At 65.5% G+C, this 17,379-nt stretch carries 16 protein-coding genes; 8 read left to right on the top strand and 8 right to left on the bottom strand.

Annotated features, from left to right (window positions below; all coding sequences use genetic code 11):
* Positions 1–8: 8 nt before the first annotated feature.
* The 7 genes from QA635_RS09920 to QA635_RS09950 all read right to left on the bottom strand — a co-directional run bounded on the left by QA635_RS09920 (position 9) and on the right by QA635_RS09950 (position 8,508).
* Complete coding sequence (locus QA635_RS09920; protein WP_225642902.1) at positions 9–176, bottom strand: hypothetical protein; 168 nt, start codon at positions 174–176, stop codon at positions 9–11.
* 93 nt (positions 177–269) lie between these two features.
* Entirely contained in the window at positions 270–1,811 is a 1,542-nt protein-coding gene (gene garD, locus QA635_RS09925; protein ID WP_283068595.1) for a galactarate dehydratase, read from the bottom strand.
* Between the two features lie 188 nt (positions 1,812–1,999).
* A complete protein-coding gene (locus QA635_RS09930; protein ID WP_283068596.1) occupies positions 2,000–3,448 on the bottom strand; it encodes an aldehyde dehydrogenase family protein in 1,449 nt (482 codons plus the stop codon).
* A gap of 18 nt (positions 3,449–3,466) precedes the next feature.
* Complete coding sequence (gene gudD, locus QA635_RS09935; RefSeq protein ID WP_283068597.1) at positions 3,467–4,822, bottom strand: glucarate dehydratase; 1,356 nt, start codon at positions 4,820–4,822, stop codon at positions 3,467–3,469.
* 43 nt (positions 4,823–4,865) lie between these two features.
* Positions 4,866–5,807, bottom strand: a complete 942-nt coding sequence (gene kdgD / locus QA635_RS09940) for a 5-dehydro-4-deoxyglucarate dehydratase (protein WP_225158642.1) — start codon at positions 5,805–5,807, stop codon at positions 4,866–4,868.
* 126 nt (positions 5,808–5,933) lie between these two features.
* Positions 5,934–6,839: a LysR family transcriptional regulator gene (locus QA635_RS09945; protein WP_076826064.1), complete on the bottom strand. Its 906-nt coding sequence runs from the start codon at positions 6,837–6,839 to the stop codon at positions 5,934–5,936.
* A 331-nt stretch (positions 6,840–7,170) separates the two neighbouring features.
* Positions 7,171–8,508 carry an MFS transporter gene (locus tag QA635_RS09950; protein WP_283068598.1) on the bottom strand — a complete coding sequence of 446 codons (1,338 nt, stop codon included), beginning with the start codon at positions 8,506–8,508 and terminating at the stop codon, positions 7,171–7,173.
* Positions 8,509–8,723: 215 nt separating this feature from the next.
* Here QA635_RS09950 and QA635_RS09955 point away from each other — a divergent pair, with 215 nt between their 5' ends.
* Together QA635_RS09955 and QA635_RS09960 are read left to right on the top strand one after the other, a co-directional pair.
* Positions 8,724–9,755, top strand: a complete 1,032-nt coding sequence (locus QA635_RS09955; protein WP_283068599.1) for an alpha/beta fold hydrolase — start codon at positions 8,724–8,726, stop codon at positions 9,753–9,755.
* A gap of 14 nt (positions 9,756–9,769) precedes the next feature.
* Complete coding sequence (locus QA635_RS09960) at positions 9,770–10,720, top strand: fatty acid desaturase (protein WP_283068601.1); 951 nt, start codon at positions 9,770–9,772, stop codon at positions 10,718–10,720.
* A 3-nt stretch (positions 10,721–10,723) separates the two neighbouring features.
* Here the strand turns inward: QA635_RS09960 and QA635_RS09965 are convergent, their stop codons facing one another.
* Positions 10,724–11,335, bottom strand: a complete 612-nt coding sequence (locus QA635_RS09965) for a TetR/AcrR family transcriptional regulator (protein ID WP_283068602.1) — start codon at positions 11,333–11,335, stop codon at positions 10,724–10,726.
* A 178-nt stretch (positions 11,336–11,513) separates the two neighbouring features.
* Between QA635_RS09965 and QA635_RS09970 the strand changes: the two genes are divergently transcribed.
* The 6 genes from QA635_RS09970 (at position 11,514) to QA635_RS09995 (ending at position 17,374) form a co-directional block, all read left to right on the top strand.
* Positions 11,514–12,539 (top strand): histone deacetylase family protein, encoded by a 1,026-nt coding sequence (locus tag QA635_RS09970; protein ID WP_283068603.1) that lies wholly within the window; start codon positions 11,514–11,516, stop codon positions 12,537–12,539.
* Between the two features lie 238 nt (positions 12,540–12,777).
* The gene (locus QA635_RS09975; RefSeq protein WP_283068605.1) at positions 12,778–13,707 is read left to right on the top strand and encodes a Gfo/Idh/MocA family protein; all 930 of its coding nucleotides are present in this window, start codon (positions 12,778–12,780) and stop codon (positions 13,705–13,707) included.
* Between the two features lie 2 nt (positions 13,708–13,709).
* Entirely contained in the window at positions 13,710–14,780 is a 1,071-nt protein-coding gene (locus QA635_RS09980; protein WP_283068607.1) for an aldose epimerase family protein, read from the top strand.
* Between the two features lie 35 nt (positions 14,781–14,815).
* Positions 14,816–15,694: an SMP-30/gluconolactonase/LRE family protein gene (locus QA635_RS09985; protein WP_283071555.1), complete on the top strand. Its 879-nt coding sequence runs from the start codon at positions 14,816–14,818 to the stop codon at positions 15,692–15,694.
* A gap of 59 nt (positions 15,695–15,753) precedes the next feature.
* The gene (locus QA635_RS09990) at positions 15,754–16,485 is read left to right on the top strand and encodes a TetR/AcrR family transcriptional regulator (protein ID WP_225642920.1); all 732 of its coding nucleotides are present in this window, start codon (positions 15,754–15,756) and stop codon (positions 16,483–16,485) included.
* A 19-nt stretch (positions 16,486–16,504) separates the two neighbouring features.
* Positions 16,505–17,374, top strand: coding sequence for an ABC transporter substrate-binding protein (locus QA635_RS09995; protein ID WP_283068609.1), 870 nt, complete (start codon positions 16,505–16,507; stop codon positions 17,372–17,374).
* Positions 17,375–17,379: the final 5 nt, after the last annotated feature.

A 17,379-nucleotide genomic window follows, 5' to 3' on the forward strand; every position in this document is an offset into this window, starting at 1 on the left:
CCGGACATCTATGCCGCTGGTGATGCCCCCGATTGCCTCTCCCGCTCGGCCGCTGCGATGCGACATTCCTCCGCGTAGGCACGCAGGCGCTCGGCCGTCAACGAGTCCATGCCGGTGCGTGCCAGCCGCTCGGCGCGGTCGGCCTGATCTCTGAGATCATTGATGGTCCGGGTCATGTGTGCCTCCATGCCCAGACAATTTGAATCGAATTGCGACGTTCCCCAGCCGGTCAGGACGTGGCTAACGGGCGGTTAAGGAGGCACGGTTGCTCAGGTCACCGGCGCCGGGTTGAACAGCGTCAGATCGTTGTGGATGCCCCAGCGGTCCGACCATGGCTTGGTGCGCCCGCTCGCGACGTCGAGGATCAGGCGGAACAGGTCCCAGCCGGTTTCCTCGATGGTCTTCTCGCCGGCGGCGATGCAGCCGGCGTCGAAATCGATCAGGTCCTTCCAGCGCCGTGCCAGCTCGCTGCGGGTCGCGACCTTGATGACAGGCGCAGCGGCGAGGCCATACGGCGTGCCGCGGCCGGTGGTGAACACCTGCAAGGTCATGCCGGAGGCGAGCTGCAGCGTGCCGCAGATGAAGTCGCTCGCCGGCGTCGCCGCAAACAGCATGCCCTTCTGCCGCGCCTTCTCGCCCGGCGACAGTACGCCCGCGATCGGGCCGGAGCCGGACTTGACGATCGAGCCGAGCGACTTTTCGACGATGTTGGCGAGGCCGCCCTTCTTATTGCCCGGCGTGGTGTTGGCGCTGCGGTCGGCGCCGCCGCGGGCCAGATAGGCGTCATACCATTCCATCTCGCGGATCAGCGCGCGGCCGACATCCTCGTTGACGGCACGGCGAGTCAGCAGCTGGATCGCGTCGCGCACCTCGGTGACTTCCGAGAACATCACAGTCGCGCCGGCGCGCACCAAGAGGTCGGCGGCGAAGCCCACCGCGGGGTTCGCGGTGACGCCCGAGAACGCGTCGCTGCCGCCGCATTGCAGGCCGATCACGAGATCGGCGGCCGGGCAGGTCTCGCGCTTGCGGGCGTTGAGCACCTTCAGCCGGGCCTCGGCCTGGGTCATGATGGCGTCGACGATGGCACCGAAGCCGTCAAAGGCCTCGTCCTGCATCCGCACGATGGCATCGCCGACGCCCTCCGGCACCAGCCGTTCCGGCGCGAGTTTCTCGCAGCCAAGCCCGACGACGAGGATCTCGCCGCCGAAATTCGGATTGAGCGCGAGATTCTGCAGCGTGCGGATCGGCACCACGGCGTCGGGCGCCGTGATCGCGACGCCGCAGCCATACGCGTGCGTCAACGGCACGACGTCGTCGACATTGGGATATTTCGGCAAGAGCTCGGCGCGGATGCGCTTCACGGCATATTCCATCGTGCCCTTGACGCATTGCACGGAGGAGGAGATGCCGAGGATGTTCTTGGTGCCGACCGAGCCGTCGGGATTGCGATAGCCTTCGAAGGTGAAGCCTTCGAGCGGCGGCAGCGCGGGCGGCACCGCGGTCGCGATCTCGAGTTGATCGAGCGGCGGCGCGTCGGGCATGCGGATGCGGGCCTCGTCGACCCATTCGCCGGCCAGGATCGGTGACAGCGCATGGCCGATCACCTCGCCGTAGCGGATGATCGGGGCGCCCTCGGCGATGTCTACCAGCGCGGTCTTGTGGCCCTGGGGCACGAAGGCGCGCAGCGTCAGGCCCGAGGCGAAGCGCGAGCCGGCGGGCAGCCCGAAATCATTCACGACGATGGCGACATTGTCGCGCTCGTTGAGCTTGATGTAGCGGGGCTGCTCCTGCGCGCCGATCGACTGGTCCATGCCGTATTCCTCCTGGCTTCACTTCACCTCTCCCGCTTGCGGGGGGAGGTCGGATCGCATCGAAGATGCGATCCGGGTGGGGGCTCTCTCCACGGCATGACACGCGGGGAGAGCCCCCACCCCAACCCTTCCCCGCAAGCGGGAAAGGGGCGCAGCGTCTTATGCAGCTGCACTCGGTTTCAACTGCTTCAGCCCGGGAAGGTGTAAGCCGTCTTCACCGTGGTGTAGAACTCGCGGGCATAGGCACCCTGTTCGCGTGCGCCGTAGCTCGAGCCTTTGCGGCCGCCGAACGGGACGTGGTAGTCGACGCCGGCGGTCGGCAGGTTTACCATCACCATGCCGGCCTCGCTGTTGCGCTTGTAGTGCGAGGCGTATTTCAGGCTTGACGTGCAGATGCCCGAGGCGAGGCCGAATTCGGTGTCGTTGGAGATCGCCAGCGCCTCTTCATAATCCTTGGCGCGGATCACGCAGGCGACCGGGCCGAAGATCTCTTCGCGCGCGATCCGCATCTGGTTGGTCGCCTCGGTGAACAGCGCCGGCTGCAGATAGAAGCCGGGCGTCTCGCGGTTCAACAATTCGCCGCCCCAGTGCAGGCGGGCGCCTTCATCCTGACCGATCTTGATGTAGCGCAGGTCCTGGTCGAGCTGGCTCTGGTCCACGACCGGGCCGACATGCACGCCGCTCTTCAGCGCGTCGTCCACCGAAAGCCCCTTCATCCGCTCGGTCAACGCGGCGACGAAGCGGTCGTGAATCCCCGCGGTGACGATCAGGCGCGAGGACGCCGTGCAGCGCTGACCCGTCGAGAAATAGGCGCCGTTGACCGCGACCTCGACCGCGACCTTCACGTCGGCGTCGTCGAGCACGACCAGCGGGTTCTTGCCGCCCATCTCGAGCTGGAACTTCTTCATGGGGTTGGAGAGCACGCAGGCCTGCGCGATCTTGCGGCCGGTCTGCACCGAGCCGGTGAACGAGATCGCGGCGACGTCGGGATGATCGAGCAGGGTCTGGCCGACCACCGAGCCCGAGCCGACCACGAGATTGAACACGCCGGAGGGAATGCCGGAACGCGCAATGATCTCGGACAGCGCATGGGCGGAGCCCGGCACCAGCTCGGCCGGCTTGAACACCACCGTGTTGCCGTAGCAAAGCGCCGGCGCGATCTTCCACGCCGGGATCGCGATCGGGAAATTCCATGGCGTGATCATGCCGACAACGCCGACCGGCTCGCGGGTGATCTCGACGTCGAGGCCGGGGCGCACCGATGCGCCTTTCTCGCCCATCAGCCGCAGCGCTTCGCCGGCAAAGAACGCAAAGATCTGTCCGGCGCGCGCCACCTCGCCGATGCCTTCCGGCAGCGTCTTGCCTTCCTCGCGGGCGAGCAGGCGGCCGAGCTCTTCCTTGCGGGCGAGGATTTCGACGGAAATCCTGGTCAGCGCGTCGAAGCGTTCCTGCGGCGTCGAGCGCGCCCAGGCCGGGAAGGCGGCCTTCGCGGCGGCGATCGCCTTTTCGGTCTGCGCCTTGTCGGCCTTGGCGTATTCGCCGACGACATCGCCGGTGTTGGAGGGGTTGATGTCCCGCGTGATGCCTGTTCCGTCGACCCATTCGCCGGCGATGAAGTTCTTCTGGTGAGCGGTCATGTTTCCAACCTTTCTTGTTTAGCGCACGAGGCAGGGACGCTTGTCGTCGAAGGTCCACCCCTGGATCAGGAACTGCATGGCCAGCGCGTCGTCGCGGGCGCCGAGACCATGCTGCTTGTATAGCGCGTTCGCGGCCTCGATGGCACCGCGATCGAGCTCGATGCCGAGGCCCGGCCGATCCGGGATCGCGATCTTGCCGCCCTTGATCTGGAGCGGCTGGCGCGTCAACGCCTGGCCGTCCTGCCAGATCCAGTGGGTGTCGATCGCCGTCACCTTGCCCGGCGCGGCGGCGCCGACATGGGTGAACATCGCCAGCGAAATATCGAAATGGTTGTTGGAGTGCGAGCCCCAGGTCAGGCCGTTGTCGCGGCAGGTCTGCGCCACCCGCACCGAGCCTTGCATGGTCCAGAAATGCGGATCGGCGAGCGGAATGTCGACTGCGCCAAGCCGCAATGCGTGCGAGAGCTGGCGCCAGTCGGTCGCGATCATGTTGGTCGCGGTCGGCAGCCCGGTGGCGCGGCGGAACTCGGCCATGATCTCGCGACCGGAGAAGCCGGCTTCGGCGCCGCAGGGGTCCTCGGCATAAGCGAGCACGCCATGCATGTTGCTGCACAGCCGGATCGCCTCGTCGAGCGACCAGGCGCCGTTCGGGTCGAGCGTGACGCGCGCCTTCGGAAAGCGTTTTGCAATGGCGGTGACGGCCTCGATCTCCTCTTCGCCCCTGAGCACGCCGCCCTTGAGCTTGAAATCGGCAAAGCCGTAATGCGCCTGCGTCGCTTCGGCGAGGCGCACGATGGCCTCCGGCGTCATTGCCACCTGGTGGCGCAGATCGAACCAGTCGGGCTTGCCGGTCTCGCCCTCGACGTAAGGCAGGCTGGTCTTCTTGCGATCGCCGACGAAGAAGAGATAGCCGAGCGTCTCGACGCTGGCGCGCTGCTGGCCTTCGCCAAGCAGCGCTGCGACCGGGAGATTGAGATGCTGACCGAGCAGATCGAGCAGCGCGGATTCGACCGCGGTCACGGCATGGATGGTGACGCGGAGGTCGAAGGTCTGCTTGCCGCGGCCGCCAGCGTCGCGATCGGCGAAGGCCTGGCGCATCGAGGCCAGGATGTTGTTGCAGGCGCCGATGGTCTGGCCGACGACGAGGTCGCGGGCGTCCTCGAGCGTCTTCTTGATCTTCTCGCCGCCCGGCACCTCGCCGACGCCGGTGTGGCCGGAGTTGTCGGTGAGGATAACGAGGTTGCGGGTGAAGAACGGCGCATGCGCGCCGCTCAGATTGAGGAGCATGCCGTCGCGGCCGGCGACCGGGATCACCTCCATCGCCGTGACAACAGGTGCGCCGGCAAAGCCGGTGCGGATCGTGTCCTGGATCATTTGCTCCTCCCTTCGTCCTTTGCTGTTGTCCTGGCCGTTCGGCTTATTCTGCCGCCTGCTGCGCGGCGGCCTGCGGCAGCTTGGCGACCAGCGCCGCGAGCTCGGCGATCTCCTGCTCGGTAAGATCGGTGAGCGGCGGCCGCACCGGGCCGGAGTAGCGGCCGATCACCTTCATGCCGGCCTTGATGATCGACACCGCATAACCCTTCTTGCGGTTGCGTATCGCGATCAGCGGCAGGATGAAATCCTTCAGACCTGCATGGATGGTCTGATGATCGCGCCGGCGCACCGCGGCATAGAAATTGGTGGCGAATTCCGGCACGAAGTTGAACACCGCCGACGAATAGGTGGTCACGCCCATGTCGAGATAGGGCAGGGCGAAGGTCTCCGCGGTCGGCAGGCCGCCGATATAGGTCAGGCGATCGCCGAGCCGGGTGTAGACGCGGGTCATCAGCTCGATATCGCCGATGCCGTCCTTGTAGCCGACGAGGTTCGGGCAGCGCTCGCAGAGGCGCGCCAGCGTATCGGGCTGCAGGATCGCATTGTCGCGGTTGTAAACGATGACGCCGATCTTGACCGATGCGCACACCGCCTCGACATGGGCGGCGAGGCCGTCCTGCTCGGCATGCGTGAGATAGGGCGGCAGCAAGAGCAGGCCGTCGGCGCCGGCCTTCTCGGCGCCGACAGCGATCTCGCGCGCGATCGCGGTGCCGTAGCCGGTGCCGGCCAGCACGGGAACGCGACCCTTGGTCTCGTCGACCGCGATCTTCACGACGTGGGGAACTTCACTCGGCGTCAGCGAGAAGAACTCGCCGGTGCCACCGGCGGCGAACAGGCCGGCAACGTCGTAGCCGCACAGCCAGTCCATGTTGGCGCGATAGGTCGCCTCGTCGAACGAATAGTCCGCGTTGAACGGGGTCACGGGGAAGGACAGGAGGCCGCCACCGATTCTCGCGGCCATCTCCTGAGGGGTCATCTTGCTCATGGCGCCACTCCTTGAATGTTTCTGGGAACGGGATGCGCGAGCAGCGCGCGTCCATGGCGGAATTTCTAGGGAATGCTTCGATGCGCGTCCAAGCCAAACGCGGTATCGAGCGATGCTAACTCTGCATCAATCGCCGCGCAGATGCGGCGCTGCGATTTCGGTTGCGATCTCGATCAGTGACGGCAGCAACTGGTTCTCGTGATCGCGCCGCCACACCATGAACAGCTCGACCGGCACGGGTGATCGCAGCTTCAGCGGCTTCAGCTTGACGTCCGCGATCTTCAGGCTGGCGGCCGCTTCCGGCACGATCGCTACGCCGAGCCCGGCGCGCACCATGGCGAGGATCGAATGGATCTGGCTGAGATGCTGCACATAGCGCGGCAGCACGTCGGCGCGCGTGAACATCGACACCAGGAGATCATGGAAGTAGCGCGCCTCATAGGGCGAATACATCACGAAGGGCTGGTCGTCGAAATCCTTGATGCTGACGGTCTCGGCCGCGGCCAGCGGATGCTTCTTCGGGATCGCGGCGAGCAGCGGCTCGGCCACGACGCGCCGGCTGGCGAATTCCGGCCGCGCGATCGGCGGGCGCAGCAGGCCGGCGTCGATCTGCCCGGTGGTGAGCGCCTCGAACTGATCGCCGGAGACCATCTCCTTCAGCGAAAAATCGACCTCGGGCAGGCGCGATCGGCAGGCCGCGATCAGGTCGGGCAGGAAGCCGTAGGCGGCCGCGGCGGTGAAGCCGATCTTGAGCGAGCCGGTCTTGCCGAGCGCGATGCGGCGGGCGACCTGCGAGGCGGATTCCGCAAGCTTGAGGATGCGCCGCGCCTCGGGCAGGAAGCTGCGTCCGGCCGGCGTCAGCCGCACCGAGCGGCTGGTGCGTTCCAGCAGCGGCGCGTCGATGATGTGTTCGAGCACCTGGATCTGCCGGCTCAGCGGCGGTTGCGTCATGTTGAGCCGCGCCGCGGCGCGGCCGAAGTGCAATTCTTCGGCCACCGTGACAAAGCAGCGGAGCTGGCTCAGGTCGAACATCGATGCAAGCCCGGAATTGATCGCGCGGGGATTTGTACGTTCTAGCATCGATGCCTCCCACTGGCCAAGAAGACAAAAAAGCAGACAAAAAAGCAGACAAAGACGGCGGCCTAAGCCGCCGTTTGGTTTTCTGCTCCCTCTCCCCGTTCTTACGGGGAGAGGGTTGGGGTGAGGGGCTCTCTCTGCGCAAAGGCCGCCTCGATGTGCACGCGCGATCCGAACGAGTCGGAAGGACTGTCTCTGCGGAGACGTATTGCTTCGCCCTCACCCGAAATTCGCTGTGCGAATTTCGACCTCTCCCCGCGGAAGGGCGGGGAGAGGTGAAGCGCGTTCACGCCGCCTTGAGCTGCACCCGCTTGATCTCACCGACGATGAACAGATAGGCGATCGCCGCGACCAGCGCGTTGGCGCCGACGAACACCAGCGCGCCGTTGAACGAGCCGGTGGCGGCCAGGATGTAGCCGATGACGATCGGCGTCGTGATCGAGGACAGGTTACCGAAGGTGTTGAACAAGCCGCCGGAGACGCCGCCGGCTTCCTTCGGCGAGGTGTCGGAGACGACCGCCCAGCCGAGCGCGCCGATGCCCTTGCCGAAGAAGGCGAGCGCCATGAAGCCGACCACCAGTGCCTGGCCGTCGACATAGTTGCAGGCGATGATCGACATCGACAGCAGCATGCCGCCGACGATCGGGATCTTGCGCGCCATGGTCAGCGAGCCGGTGCGGCGCAGGATATAGTCCGAGATCACGCCGCCGAGCACGCCGCCGATGAAGCCGCACAGCGCCGGCAAGGTCGCGACGAAGCCGGCCTGCAGGATCGAGAGCCCGCGCTCCTTCACCAGATAGACCGGGAACCAGGTCAGGAAGAAATAGGTCAGGGTGTTGATGCAGTATTGGCCGATATAGACGCCGAGCATCATCCGGTTGGCGAGCAGCTGACGGATGTGGTCCCAGCTGGGGCCGCTGTCCTGCGTTTTGCCGGCCTTCGCCGCGTCCATGTCGACCAGCGCGCCGCCCTGCTTGATGTAGTCGAACTCGGCCTCGTTGATCGCGGGGTGCTCCTTCGGCTCGTAGATGGTCTTGATCCAGGCAATGCCCATGACGATGCCGAGCGCACCCATCACGTAGAACACATGGCGCCAGCCATACTCATGGGCGATCCAGCCCATCAGCGGCGCGAAGATCACGGTGGCGAAATACTGCCCCGAATTGAAAAAGGCCGAGGCGGTGCCGCGTTCATTGCCGGGGAACCAGGAGGCGACGATGCGGGCATTGGCCGGGAATGATGGCGCCTCGGCGATGCCGACCAGGAAGCGCAGGGCGAACAGCAGCACCACGGCCGCGCCGGCGGACAGAAACCCGACCAGGCCTTGCATTGCGGTGAAGATCGACCAGACGATGATGCTGATCGCATAGACCCATTTGGAGCCGAAGCGGTCGAGCAGCCAGCCGCACGGCACCTGGGCGACGACATAGGACCAGCCGAACGCCGAGAACACGTAGCCCATCGCGACGGGATCGAGATGCAGTTCCTTGGAAAGGGCGGGGCCGGCGATCGAGAGCGTGGCGCGATCGGCATAGTTCACGGTGGTGACGAGAAACAGCATCGTCACGATCAAGAGCCGGACGCGGGATCGCCGCGTGTCTGCGGCGGACACAATTGCGCTCATTAGCGCCTCCTCGAAAATTTCCTCGGGGTCTGTCCTAGAGAGATGACGACAATGGGTCCAAGCCGAAACGGGTATTGATCCATACCGATTTTGAATGGATTGGCCCTGGTGTCATTCCACCTTCGCCGCTATTGCCAGGGTTCCACATTTAGTGTACGAGTAGTACAGTTATTGAGGGCGCAGCGTTGCGCCCGGCTGCTCGAGGTCGAAAGCTGATGACCACGCCGCGCGACTATGAGGTGTTCGAGGCAGGTGATGTGACGCTGCAGGGCGGCGCCGTGTTTCCGCAACTGAGGCTCGCCTACAAGACCTATGGCACGCTGAATGCGGCGCGGGACAACGTCATCCTCTATCCGACGTCGTTCGCCGCACAGCACACCGACATCGAATGGCTGGTACAGCCGGGCGGCGCGCTCGATCCCGAGCGCTACTTCATCGTCATCGCGAATCTGTTCGGCAATGGTCTGTCTTCCTCGCCGTCGAATTCGGTCGAGGTGCTCGGCGGCGCGCCGTTTCCTGCCTTCACCTATCATGACGCGGTCGCGATCCAGCGGCGGCTGCTGGTCGAGCGGTTCGGCGTGACAAAGCTCGCGCTGGTCTATGGCTGGTCGATGGGCGGCATGCAGGCCTATCACTGGGCCGCGCGATATCCCGACATGGTCGAGCGCGCAGCCGTGGTTTGCGGCAGCGCGCGGTGCTCGCCGTATAATCATGTGTTCCTCGAAGGTGTGAAGGCTGCGCTGACCGCCGACCCGGCCTACCGGGACGGCCGCTTCGTCAGCAAGCCCGCGGCGGGCCTTCGTGCGATGGGGCGCGTCTACGCCGGCTGGGCGATGTCGCATGAGTTCTATCGCGAGGAAGTCTGGCGCGCGGCCGGCTTTAACTCGCTGGAAGACTACCTCGCGGGATCCTGGGACGGTGCCTTCGCGCGGCGCGATGCGAATGATCTGATGGCGCAGATCGCGATCTGGCAGGCCGGCGATATCAGCCGTTGCGATCAATTCGGCGGCGACTTCGACCGGGCGCTGGCCGCGATCAAGGCGCATGTCCTGCTGATGCCGGGGCGTACCGATCGCTATTTCGACCCGCGCGACAACGAGGCTGAACTCGGCCGCCTGGTCAACGCGCGCTCGGCCGCGCTGCATGCGATTCCGTCGATCCACGGGCACCGGGCCGGCAATCCCGCCAACAACGCCGAAGACCGCGCCTTCATCAACGCCGAAATCTCGGCGCTGCTGCAACGCTGACAGGTGAGACGACCATGAGCACCGCAGAGACCAGTGACGCCGGACCCCGCCTGAAGCCGCTCAGCCCGCTGACCTTGCGCGATTTGTCGACCAAGTCGAACCTTGCCGGCGCGGTGCGCGCGGCAAGCCATTACGGGATGATCGTCATCGTCGGCGCGCTGATCTCTCTGGTCTCATCGCGCTACGGTCTGCCATGGGCGCTGCCGCTGATTGCCGTGCAGGGCTACTTCGTCGCATTCCTGTTCATGGTGGTGCATGAGACCGCGCACAAGACGGCGTTCCGCAGTCCAGTGCTCAATCTTGTCGTCGGCAATCTGTCCGCCTTCATGATCGGACTGCCCTACCGGTATTACTGCCTGTTTCACTGGGACCATCATCGCTACACGCAGGATCCGGAGAAAGACCCGGAGCTGATCGTCGGCCCCAAGCCCGCGTCGGACACCCAGCTCGCGATCGCCTATTCGGGACTGCTGCAGGTGTTGGTTCGCATCCGCCTGATGTTTTGGCATGCACTCACCGGAAAGGTGGTCGTGCCGTGGATTCCGGAGCCCAAGCGCGCCTCGATCGTGCTGGAGGCGAGGCTCTATCTCGCGGGCTATCTGCTGTTGCTCGCGGCATCGTTCGCGCTGCACAGCGCAATCCTGCTCTGGGTGTGGATCGTGCCGCTCCTGGCCGGTCAGCTCATCCTGCGCCCCTATCTCTATGCCGAGCACACCGGTTGCGAGCGGACGCGGAGCGCGTTCGAGAACACGCGCACAACGATGACCGGCAGGATCATGAAATGGTTCGCCTGGAACATGCCTTACCATGTCGAGCACCACGCCTATCCCACGGTGCCGTTCCATGCGCTGCCGAAGCTCAACGCCATCGTCGATGGCCACATCGTGTATCGCGGCAGCAGTTACCGGGCCGTCACGCGCGAGACCTGGGCCTGGTTCCGCCGTCAGCGCCAACGCTCTGCTTGATAGTCAAGCGTCCGTGCGTGGCCGCAGCACCAGATTGACGAGATTGCGGGCGTAGGCCGGCGTCAGCGGCTTGATGCCGAAGACGTAGCGGTAGAACAGGCTGCCGTAGATCGCGTCATAGGTGTCGCCGGGGACGCCCGGCGCGCCGATGCTGCCGTCCTTCTGGCCGGCGGCGATGATCTCCAGCATCTTGCTGCGGCGCAGGCCGAGGTAACGCTCGTAGAACAGTTCCGCCGTGCCGGTCTTCGAGATGCATTCCGAGATCACGGCGAGCTGGACGCGGCCGAACTCGCCCTGCAGCGCCTCGACATAGGTTGCGACATGGCGGCGGATGCGGGCCACCGGATTGCCCGCCTCAGGCAGCGGCACGGCCCGCGAGGCCTGGTCGAGGAAGGCATCGATCAGCAACGCTTCGCGCGACGGCCACCATTTGTAGATCGTCATCTTCGAGACGTTGGAATGTTTTGCAATCGCGTCGATGGTGGTCGCGGCGAGGCCGGTCGTCGCCATCAGCTGATAGGCGCCTTCCAGGATCGCGGCCGTGGTCGCGGCGGAGCGTGGCCGCCCGCGCCGCCCCGTTGCCGCTTCCTCTGTCTCCGTTTTGCCGCTGGCCATGGCCGGACTTCGCGTCCCGCGTCTTTCAATCATTGCGCTGCATGCGGGCATAGCATGAAATCGCGCTCGGTTTCAGATCGTCGCCGTCGCTGATAGTGTACAGCGCGCAAGCCAAAGCTTGCGTGCGGCACATTGCCCTCGCTCTGTCCAGCTCAGCCGATCGAACAGGAGTGTCCCCGTGAAGGCCGTCTACAGTGATCTGCACCGCAGCCATGATCCGCAATTCTTCCTGGTCCGCGGTGTGGTCCAGCGTACCACCGAACAGCCCGAACGCGCCGACCGCCTGCTGGCGGGCCTGAAGGCCGGCAAGCACACGCTGATCGAGCCGACCAGGTTCGGGCAGGGGCCGCGGGCGCGTGTGCACAGTCCGGAATATCTGAGCTTTCTCGCGGACGCCTGGGACGAATGGTCGGCGCTCGGCAATGCCGGACCGGAGATGATCGCGAACATCCACCCGGTGCGCAATGCCGGCACGTACCCTGCTCATATCGTCGGCAAGCTCGGCTGGCACACGATGGATACCGCGGCTCCGATCGGTCCCGGCACCTGGGCCGGCGCCTGCGCCGCGAGCGACGTCGCGGTCACCGCCGCGCAGATGGTGCTGGACGGCGAGGACGCCGTCTACGCGCTGTGCCGCCCGCCCGGTCACCACGCCTATCGCGACCTCGCCGGCGGCTTCTGCTTCCTCAACAACAGCGCGATCGCGGCCGAGCATCTGCGCCAGAAACATGAGCGCGTCGCGATCCTCGACGTTGACGTGCATCACGGCAACGGCACGCAGGGCATCTTCTATGAGCGACCGGATGTCTTCACCGTCTCGATCCACGCCGATCCGTCGTTCTTCTATCCCTTCGTTTGGGGCTATGCGCATGAGCGCGGCGCCGCAGGCGGCCTCGGCACCAATCTCAACATTCCCCTCGCCAAGGGCACCGGCGACGACGACTACATGAAGGCGCTTGCAGCGGCGGAAAAGGCGATCCGCTCCTTTGCCCCGACCGCGCTTGTGGTCGCGCTCGGTCTCGACGCCTCCGAGAAGGACCCGCTTGCCGGCCTCGCCGTCACCACCGACGGCTTCCGCCGCATCGGCGAGGGCCTGGCCCGCTTCGGCCTGCCGACGGTGCTGGTGCAGGAGGGCGGCTATCTCTCCGATATCCTCGGCGCCAATCTGACGGCGGTGCTCGGTGGGTTTGAGGCCGCGCGCTAGCGCTGGTTTCGGGCGAGGCGGTGACCGGTCCGCGCGAACAAAGCCCGTCAAAGCAGGAATCTGGAGCATCGGCCTTGATTGATCAAAGCCGATGCCCCGGCCGCGAGGCGCGCAACAGAGCGTCGTGGACTTGCGTGTCCGCAACCAAAATCACATCATGCCGTTGGTATTCGGCGCTGGCTTATGATTCTGCCTGGCGGTTTCAGCCGGCCAGGTGGACAGCAACGCGAGGACGGCCATGAGTGACCTGCTTCGCATCGCCATCGTCGGTTATGGCGAGATCGCGTGCCGGCAGCACCTGCCTGCGATCGCGAAGACGTCAGGCGTAGCTCTCGTCGCGGTGGTTGATCCCGTGAAGACTCCGCCCGGCCTGCCGCATTTCCGCGATTTGCAGGAGTTGTTGCGCGACGGGCCGGAGATCGACGCGGTCGCGCTGTGTACGCCACCGCAGGTGCGCCACGCGCAGGCCGCCGCCGCACTCGCGTCGGGCAAGCATGTGCTGCTGGAGAAGCCGCCGGGCACGACGTTAAGCGAACTCACGCCGCTGATCGCGGCCGCGCAGGAGGCGGGCCGGACATTGTTTGCCACATGGCATTCACGCTATGCGGCCGCGGTCGGTCCTGCGCGGCAATTGCTCGCGAGACGCACCATCAACAAGGTGACCATCATCTGGAAGGAAGACGTGCGCGTCTGGCATCCGGGTCAGGCCTGGATCTTCGAGGCGGGTGGCTTCGGCGTGTTCGATCCCGGCATCAACGCACTGTCGATCCTGACCGAGATCCTGCCGCGTGCGGTCTTTGTCAGGAGTGCGGCGTTGGACTTTCCGTCCAATCGGGAGGCGCCGATTGCGGCAGAGATCGAACTTTCCGACGCGGGCGGCTTGCCAATTCACGCCGAATTCGATTTCCGCCAGACCGGATCGCCGAGCTGGGACATCCTGTGTGAAACCGAGGCCGGGCCCGTGACGCTGTCGAAAGGTGGAAGGCAGCTGCGCGTTGGCGGCAGGCTGGTGGTCGATGCGCCGGATGAGGAATATCCCGCGCTGTACCGCCGTTTCGTCGCGCTGACCTCGGAAGGAAAATCCGATGTCGACCTCGCGCCCTTGCGGCTTGTCGCCGATAGCTTCATGCTCGGGCGACGGCGCCTCGTCGAGGCGTTCGAGGACTGACAATGACATCAGCCAGCATTGATCGCGCCCCCTTCGGCAAATTGCCCGACGGCACCGTGGTCGAGCGCGTGACGCTGCGCGGCGAACACGGCTTTGAGGCCGCCATCCTTTCCTTCGGCGCCACGCTGCAGGCGCTGATTGCGCCGGATCGTGACGGGCATTGCGACGACATCGTGCTTGGCCACGATGAGCTCGACGGCTATCTCGCACAGCGCAAATTCTTCGGCGCGACGATCGGGCGCTACGCCAACCGGATCGCCGGCGCGCGCTTCGTGCTCGATGGCGAGACCGTGCAGCTTGACGCCAACAACGGTCCCAACGCGCTGCACGGCGGAGTGCAGGGCTTTGATCGCAAGCTGTGGCGGATCGTCGAACTATCGGATGATCCGGGGCCAACGCTGGTGCTGGAGCGCGAGAGCCCGCATGGCGAGGAGGGGTATCCGGGCAATCTCGTGGTGCGCGTGACCTATTGCGTGCGCAGTCCGATGGAGCTCTCGGTCACCTACGAGGCGACGACCGACCGGCCGACCTGCCTCAATCTTACCAACCACAGCTTCTTCAATCTCGAGGGCGCGCGCTCGGGCATGCAGATCCTCGATCACCGCCTGACGATCGTCTCCGACCATTTCCTCGCGGTGGATGCCACGGCGATCCCGCTACCGGGCCCGCCGCGGCCGGTCGACGGCACGCCGTTCGACTTCCGCAAGCTCATAGCCATCGGCGCGCGGATCAGGATGCATGACGAGCAGCTGCGGCTCGGGCGTGGCTATGACCACAATTTCTGTCTGGCCTCGGGGGCGGGCCTTCGCCTTGCTGCGCGCCTCGAGGCGCCGCACAGCGGCCGCGTGATGGAGCTGTTCACCGATCAGCCGGGACTGCAATTCTATTCCGGCAATTTCCTCGACGGCTCGACCGCCGGCAAGGGCGATCGTCTCTACCGGCAATCCGATGCGCTCTGTCTCGAGCCGCATGCCTGGCCTGATACGCCGAACCGGCCCGACTTCCCGTCGGCGCGGCTCGATCCCGGGCAGCTCTATCGGCGCAGCATCGTCTACCGCTTCTCAACCGCGTGAGTGACGCACTGACCGACCGTGCCGCCGAGCCGCTGATGGAAGAGGTGCCGACATCGGTGCTGTCGGCGGAGCGTTGCCATCTCGGCGAAGGCCCGACCTATGATGCGGCGACCGACACCGCCTGGTGGTTCGATATCCGCGAGCGCCGCCTGTTCGAGCATCGATTTGCAGGCGGCAGCACTGTGATCCATGAATTGCCGAAAATGGCGAGTGCATTGGCCCGGATCGACGGCGAGCGGCAGCTGATCCTTACCGAAGATGGACTTTATGTCCGGCACGTTGCAGGCGGCCGCCTGGAGCGGTTCGCCGCGCTGGAGGCCGAGAACCCGCTGACGCGTTCCAACGATGCGCGTGTGCATCCGTCGGGCACGTTCTGGCTCGGCACCATGGGGCGCCATGCCGAGCAGGGTGCCGGCGCAATCTATGCGCTGCACCGGGGCCGCATCGTGCGACTGTATCCCGGGATCACCATTCCGAATGCGATCTGCTTTTCGCCCGCGGGCGACATAGGTTATTTTGCCGATACCGCGACCAACGTGCTGCATCGCGTGCCGCTCGATCCATCAACGGGACTGCCGACCGGTGAACCCATCGAATTGATCAGGCATCAAGGTAGCGGCGGGCTCGACGGCGCGATCGTCGATGCCGACGGGCTGATCTGGAACGCGCGCTGGGGCGGCGGTTGCGTCGACGTTTACGATCCCGCCGGTCGGCATCTGCGTTCGCTGCGCGTACCAGCGAGGCAATCGAGTTGCCCGGCATTCGTCGGCCGCGACTTCTCGCGCGTGCTGGTCACCACGGCCTGGCAGGACATGGATGAGGCGCAGCGCGCGGCCGATCCCGAGCATGGCAGGACGTTCCTGCTCGAGGCCGCCGCGCGCGGTCGGGCCGAGCCTGACGTCAAGCTATCCTGACGGATGGGTGCAGCGCGGCGTTGTTGACGCGACCGGATTGTTTGGACGATAGTACAAATATGGTCCGCAAACCTGCCAGGTCTGACGTGAAGGCCGCCGCCAGCACCCGCAAGCCGAACATGCGCGAGGCGATCCTCGCCGCGGCCGAGGAATTGTTCTCGACCTATGGCTTCAACGCCGTCTCGGTGCGCGACATCGCGCACGCCGCCGGCGCCAATCCGGGCAGCGTGACTTATCATTTCAGGACCAAGGACGGCCTGCTGCTGGAAATCTATCGGCGCCATTGCGGCCCGATGAACCGGCGGCGCTCCGAGCTGTTGGCGGCGGCGCGTCGGGTGCGCGATCTGCAGGACCGGCTGGAGGCGATCGTGCGCGCATATGTGTTGCCGGCCTTTACGTCCGGCAGCGATCTTGCCGGCGGCGGAACGCGGTTCACGCGATTGCGCGCGATCATGTCGGCCGAGGGCAACGAGGTCGTGCGCAAGATCATCGCGCAGACCTTCGACGACACCAGTCATGCCTTCATCGACGCGATTCATGAAAGCCTGCCGCATATTCCGCGTACCGATCTGGTCTGGCGCAGCCACTTCCTGCTCGGCGCGCTCTACTACACGCTGGTGACGCCGGAGCGCGTCTCGCGCCTGTCGCGCGGCAGCGCCGACGGCACCGATGCCGGCCACGCCATCGAGGAACTGGTGCGCGCGACCGTCGCCGCGTTGCAGGCCGCACCGCTCGACGAAGGGGCGCCGCGCAAGATCCCGGGCTCAAATCCGGGGCGAGTGGTGACCTGAACGTCCGGAGCTTGTCGCGATGGAGAAACTTCGGCTACGCGCCGTGCTCGGCAATCATCCGCACGTCCAGGCAGTGAAGAACGGTGAGCTTCGCTCCGACCTGTTCGATCTCGACTTCCCCGAATTCACGCCGACCAACGCCGCGTTCAAGCCGATGGTGCGCGAGCAGGCCTTCGACGTCTGCGAGATGGCGATCGTGACCTATCTGATGGCAAGGGCGCACGGCAGGCCGCTGGTGCTCCTGCCGGCGGCGATGGTCGGCCGCTTCCAGCACGGCCACGCGCTCTGTCGCGCCGACCGCGGTACGCTCGTGCCCGCCGATCTCGAAGGCAAGCGGGTCGGCATCCGCTCGTTCACGACCACGACCGGGGCATGGATGCGCGGCATCCTTGCCAATGACCATGGCGTGAACCTCGACAGGATCAACTGGGTCACGTTCGAGGATCCGCATGTCGCGGAATATGTCGACAGCACCGAGCGTGCGCCGAAGGGCAGCACCATCATTCAGATGTTGAAAGACGGCGAGCTCGATGCCGTGCTGGGCGAGACCTCCAGCGATCCGGCATTCAAGCCATTGTTCGCCGATCCAGCCGCAGAGGCGTCCCTGTGGTATGCGCGGCACGGCGTGGTGCCGGTCAATCATCTGGTGGTGGTGACATCGCGGCTTGCGGCATCGCGGCCGGACGTGGTGCGGAGCCTGTACGATCTCTTCAAGCGCGGCAAGGCGGAGGCCGGCCCGCCCGGCATGCCGGACCTGGTGCCGTTCGGCGTTGCCGCGAACCGCAAGCCGCTGGAGCTGATGATCGACTATTGCGTGCAGCAGGCGTTGATCCCCCGGCGCGTCACGGTCGACGAGCTGTTCGACGACACAACACGGGACTTGAACTGATGACA

Origin of the sequence: Bradyrhizobium brasilense (assembly GCF_029714345.1) — a bacterium.
Taxonomy (GTDB): Bacteria; Pseudomonadota; Alphaproteobacteria; order Rhizobiales; family Xanthobacteraceae; genus Bradyrhizobium; species Bradyrhizobium australafricanum.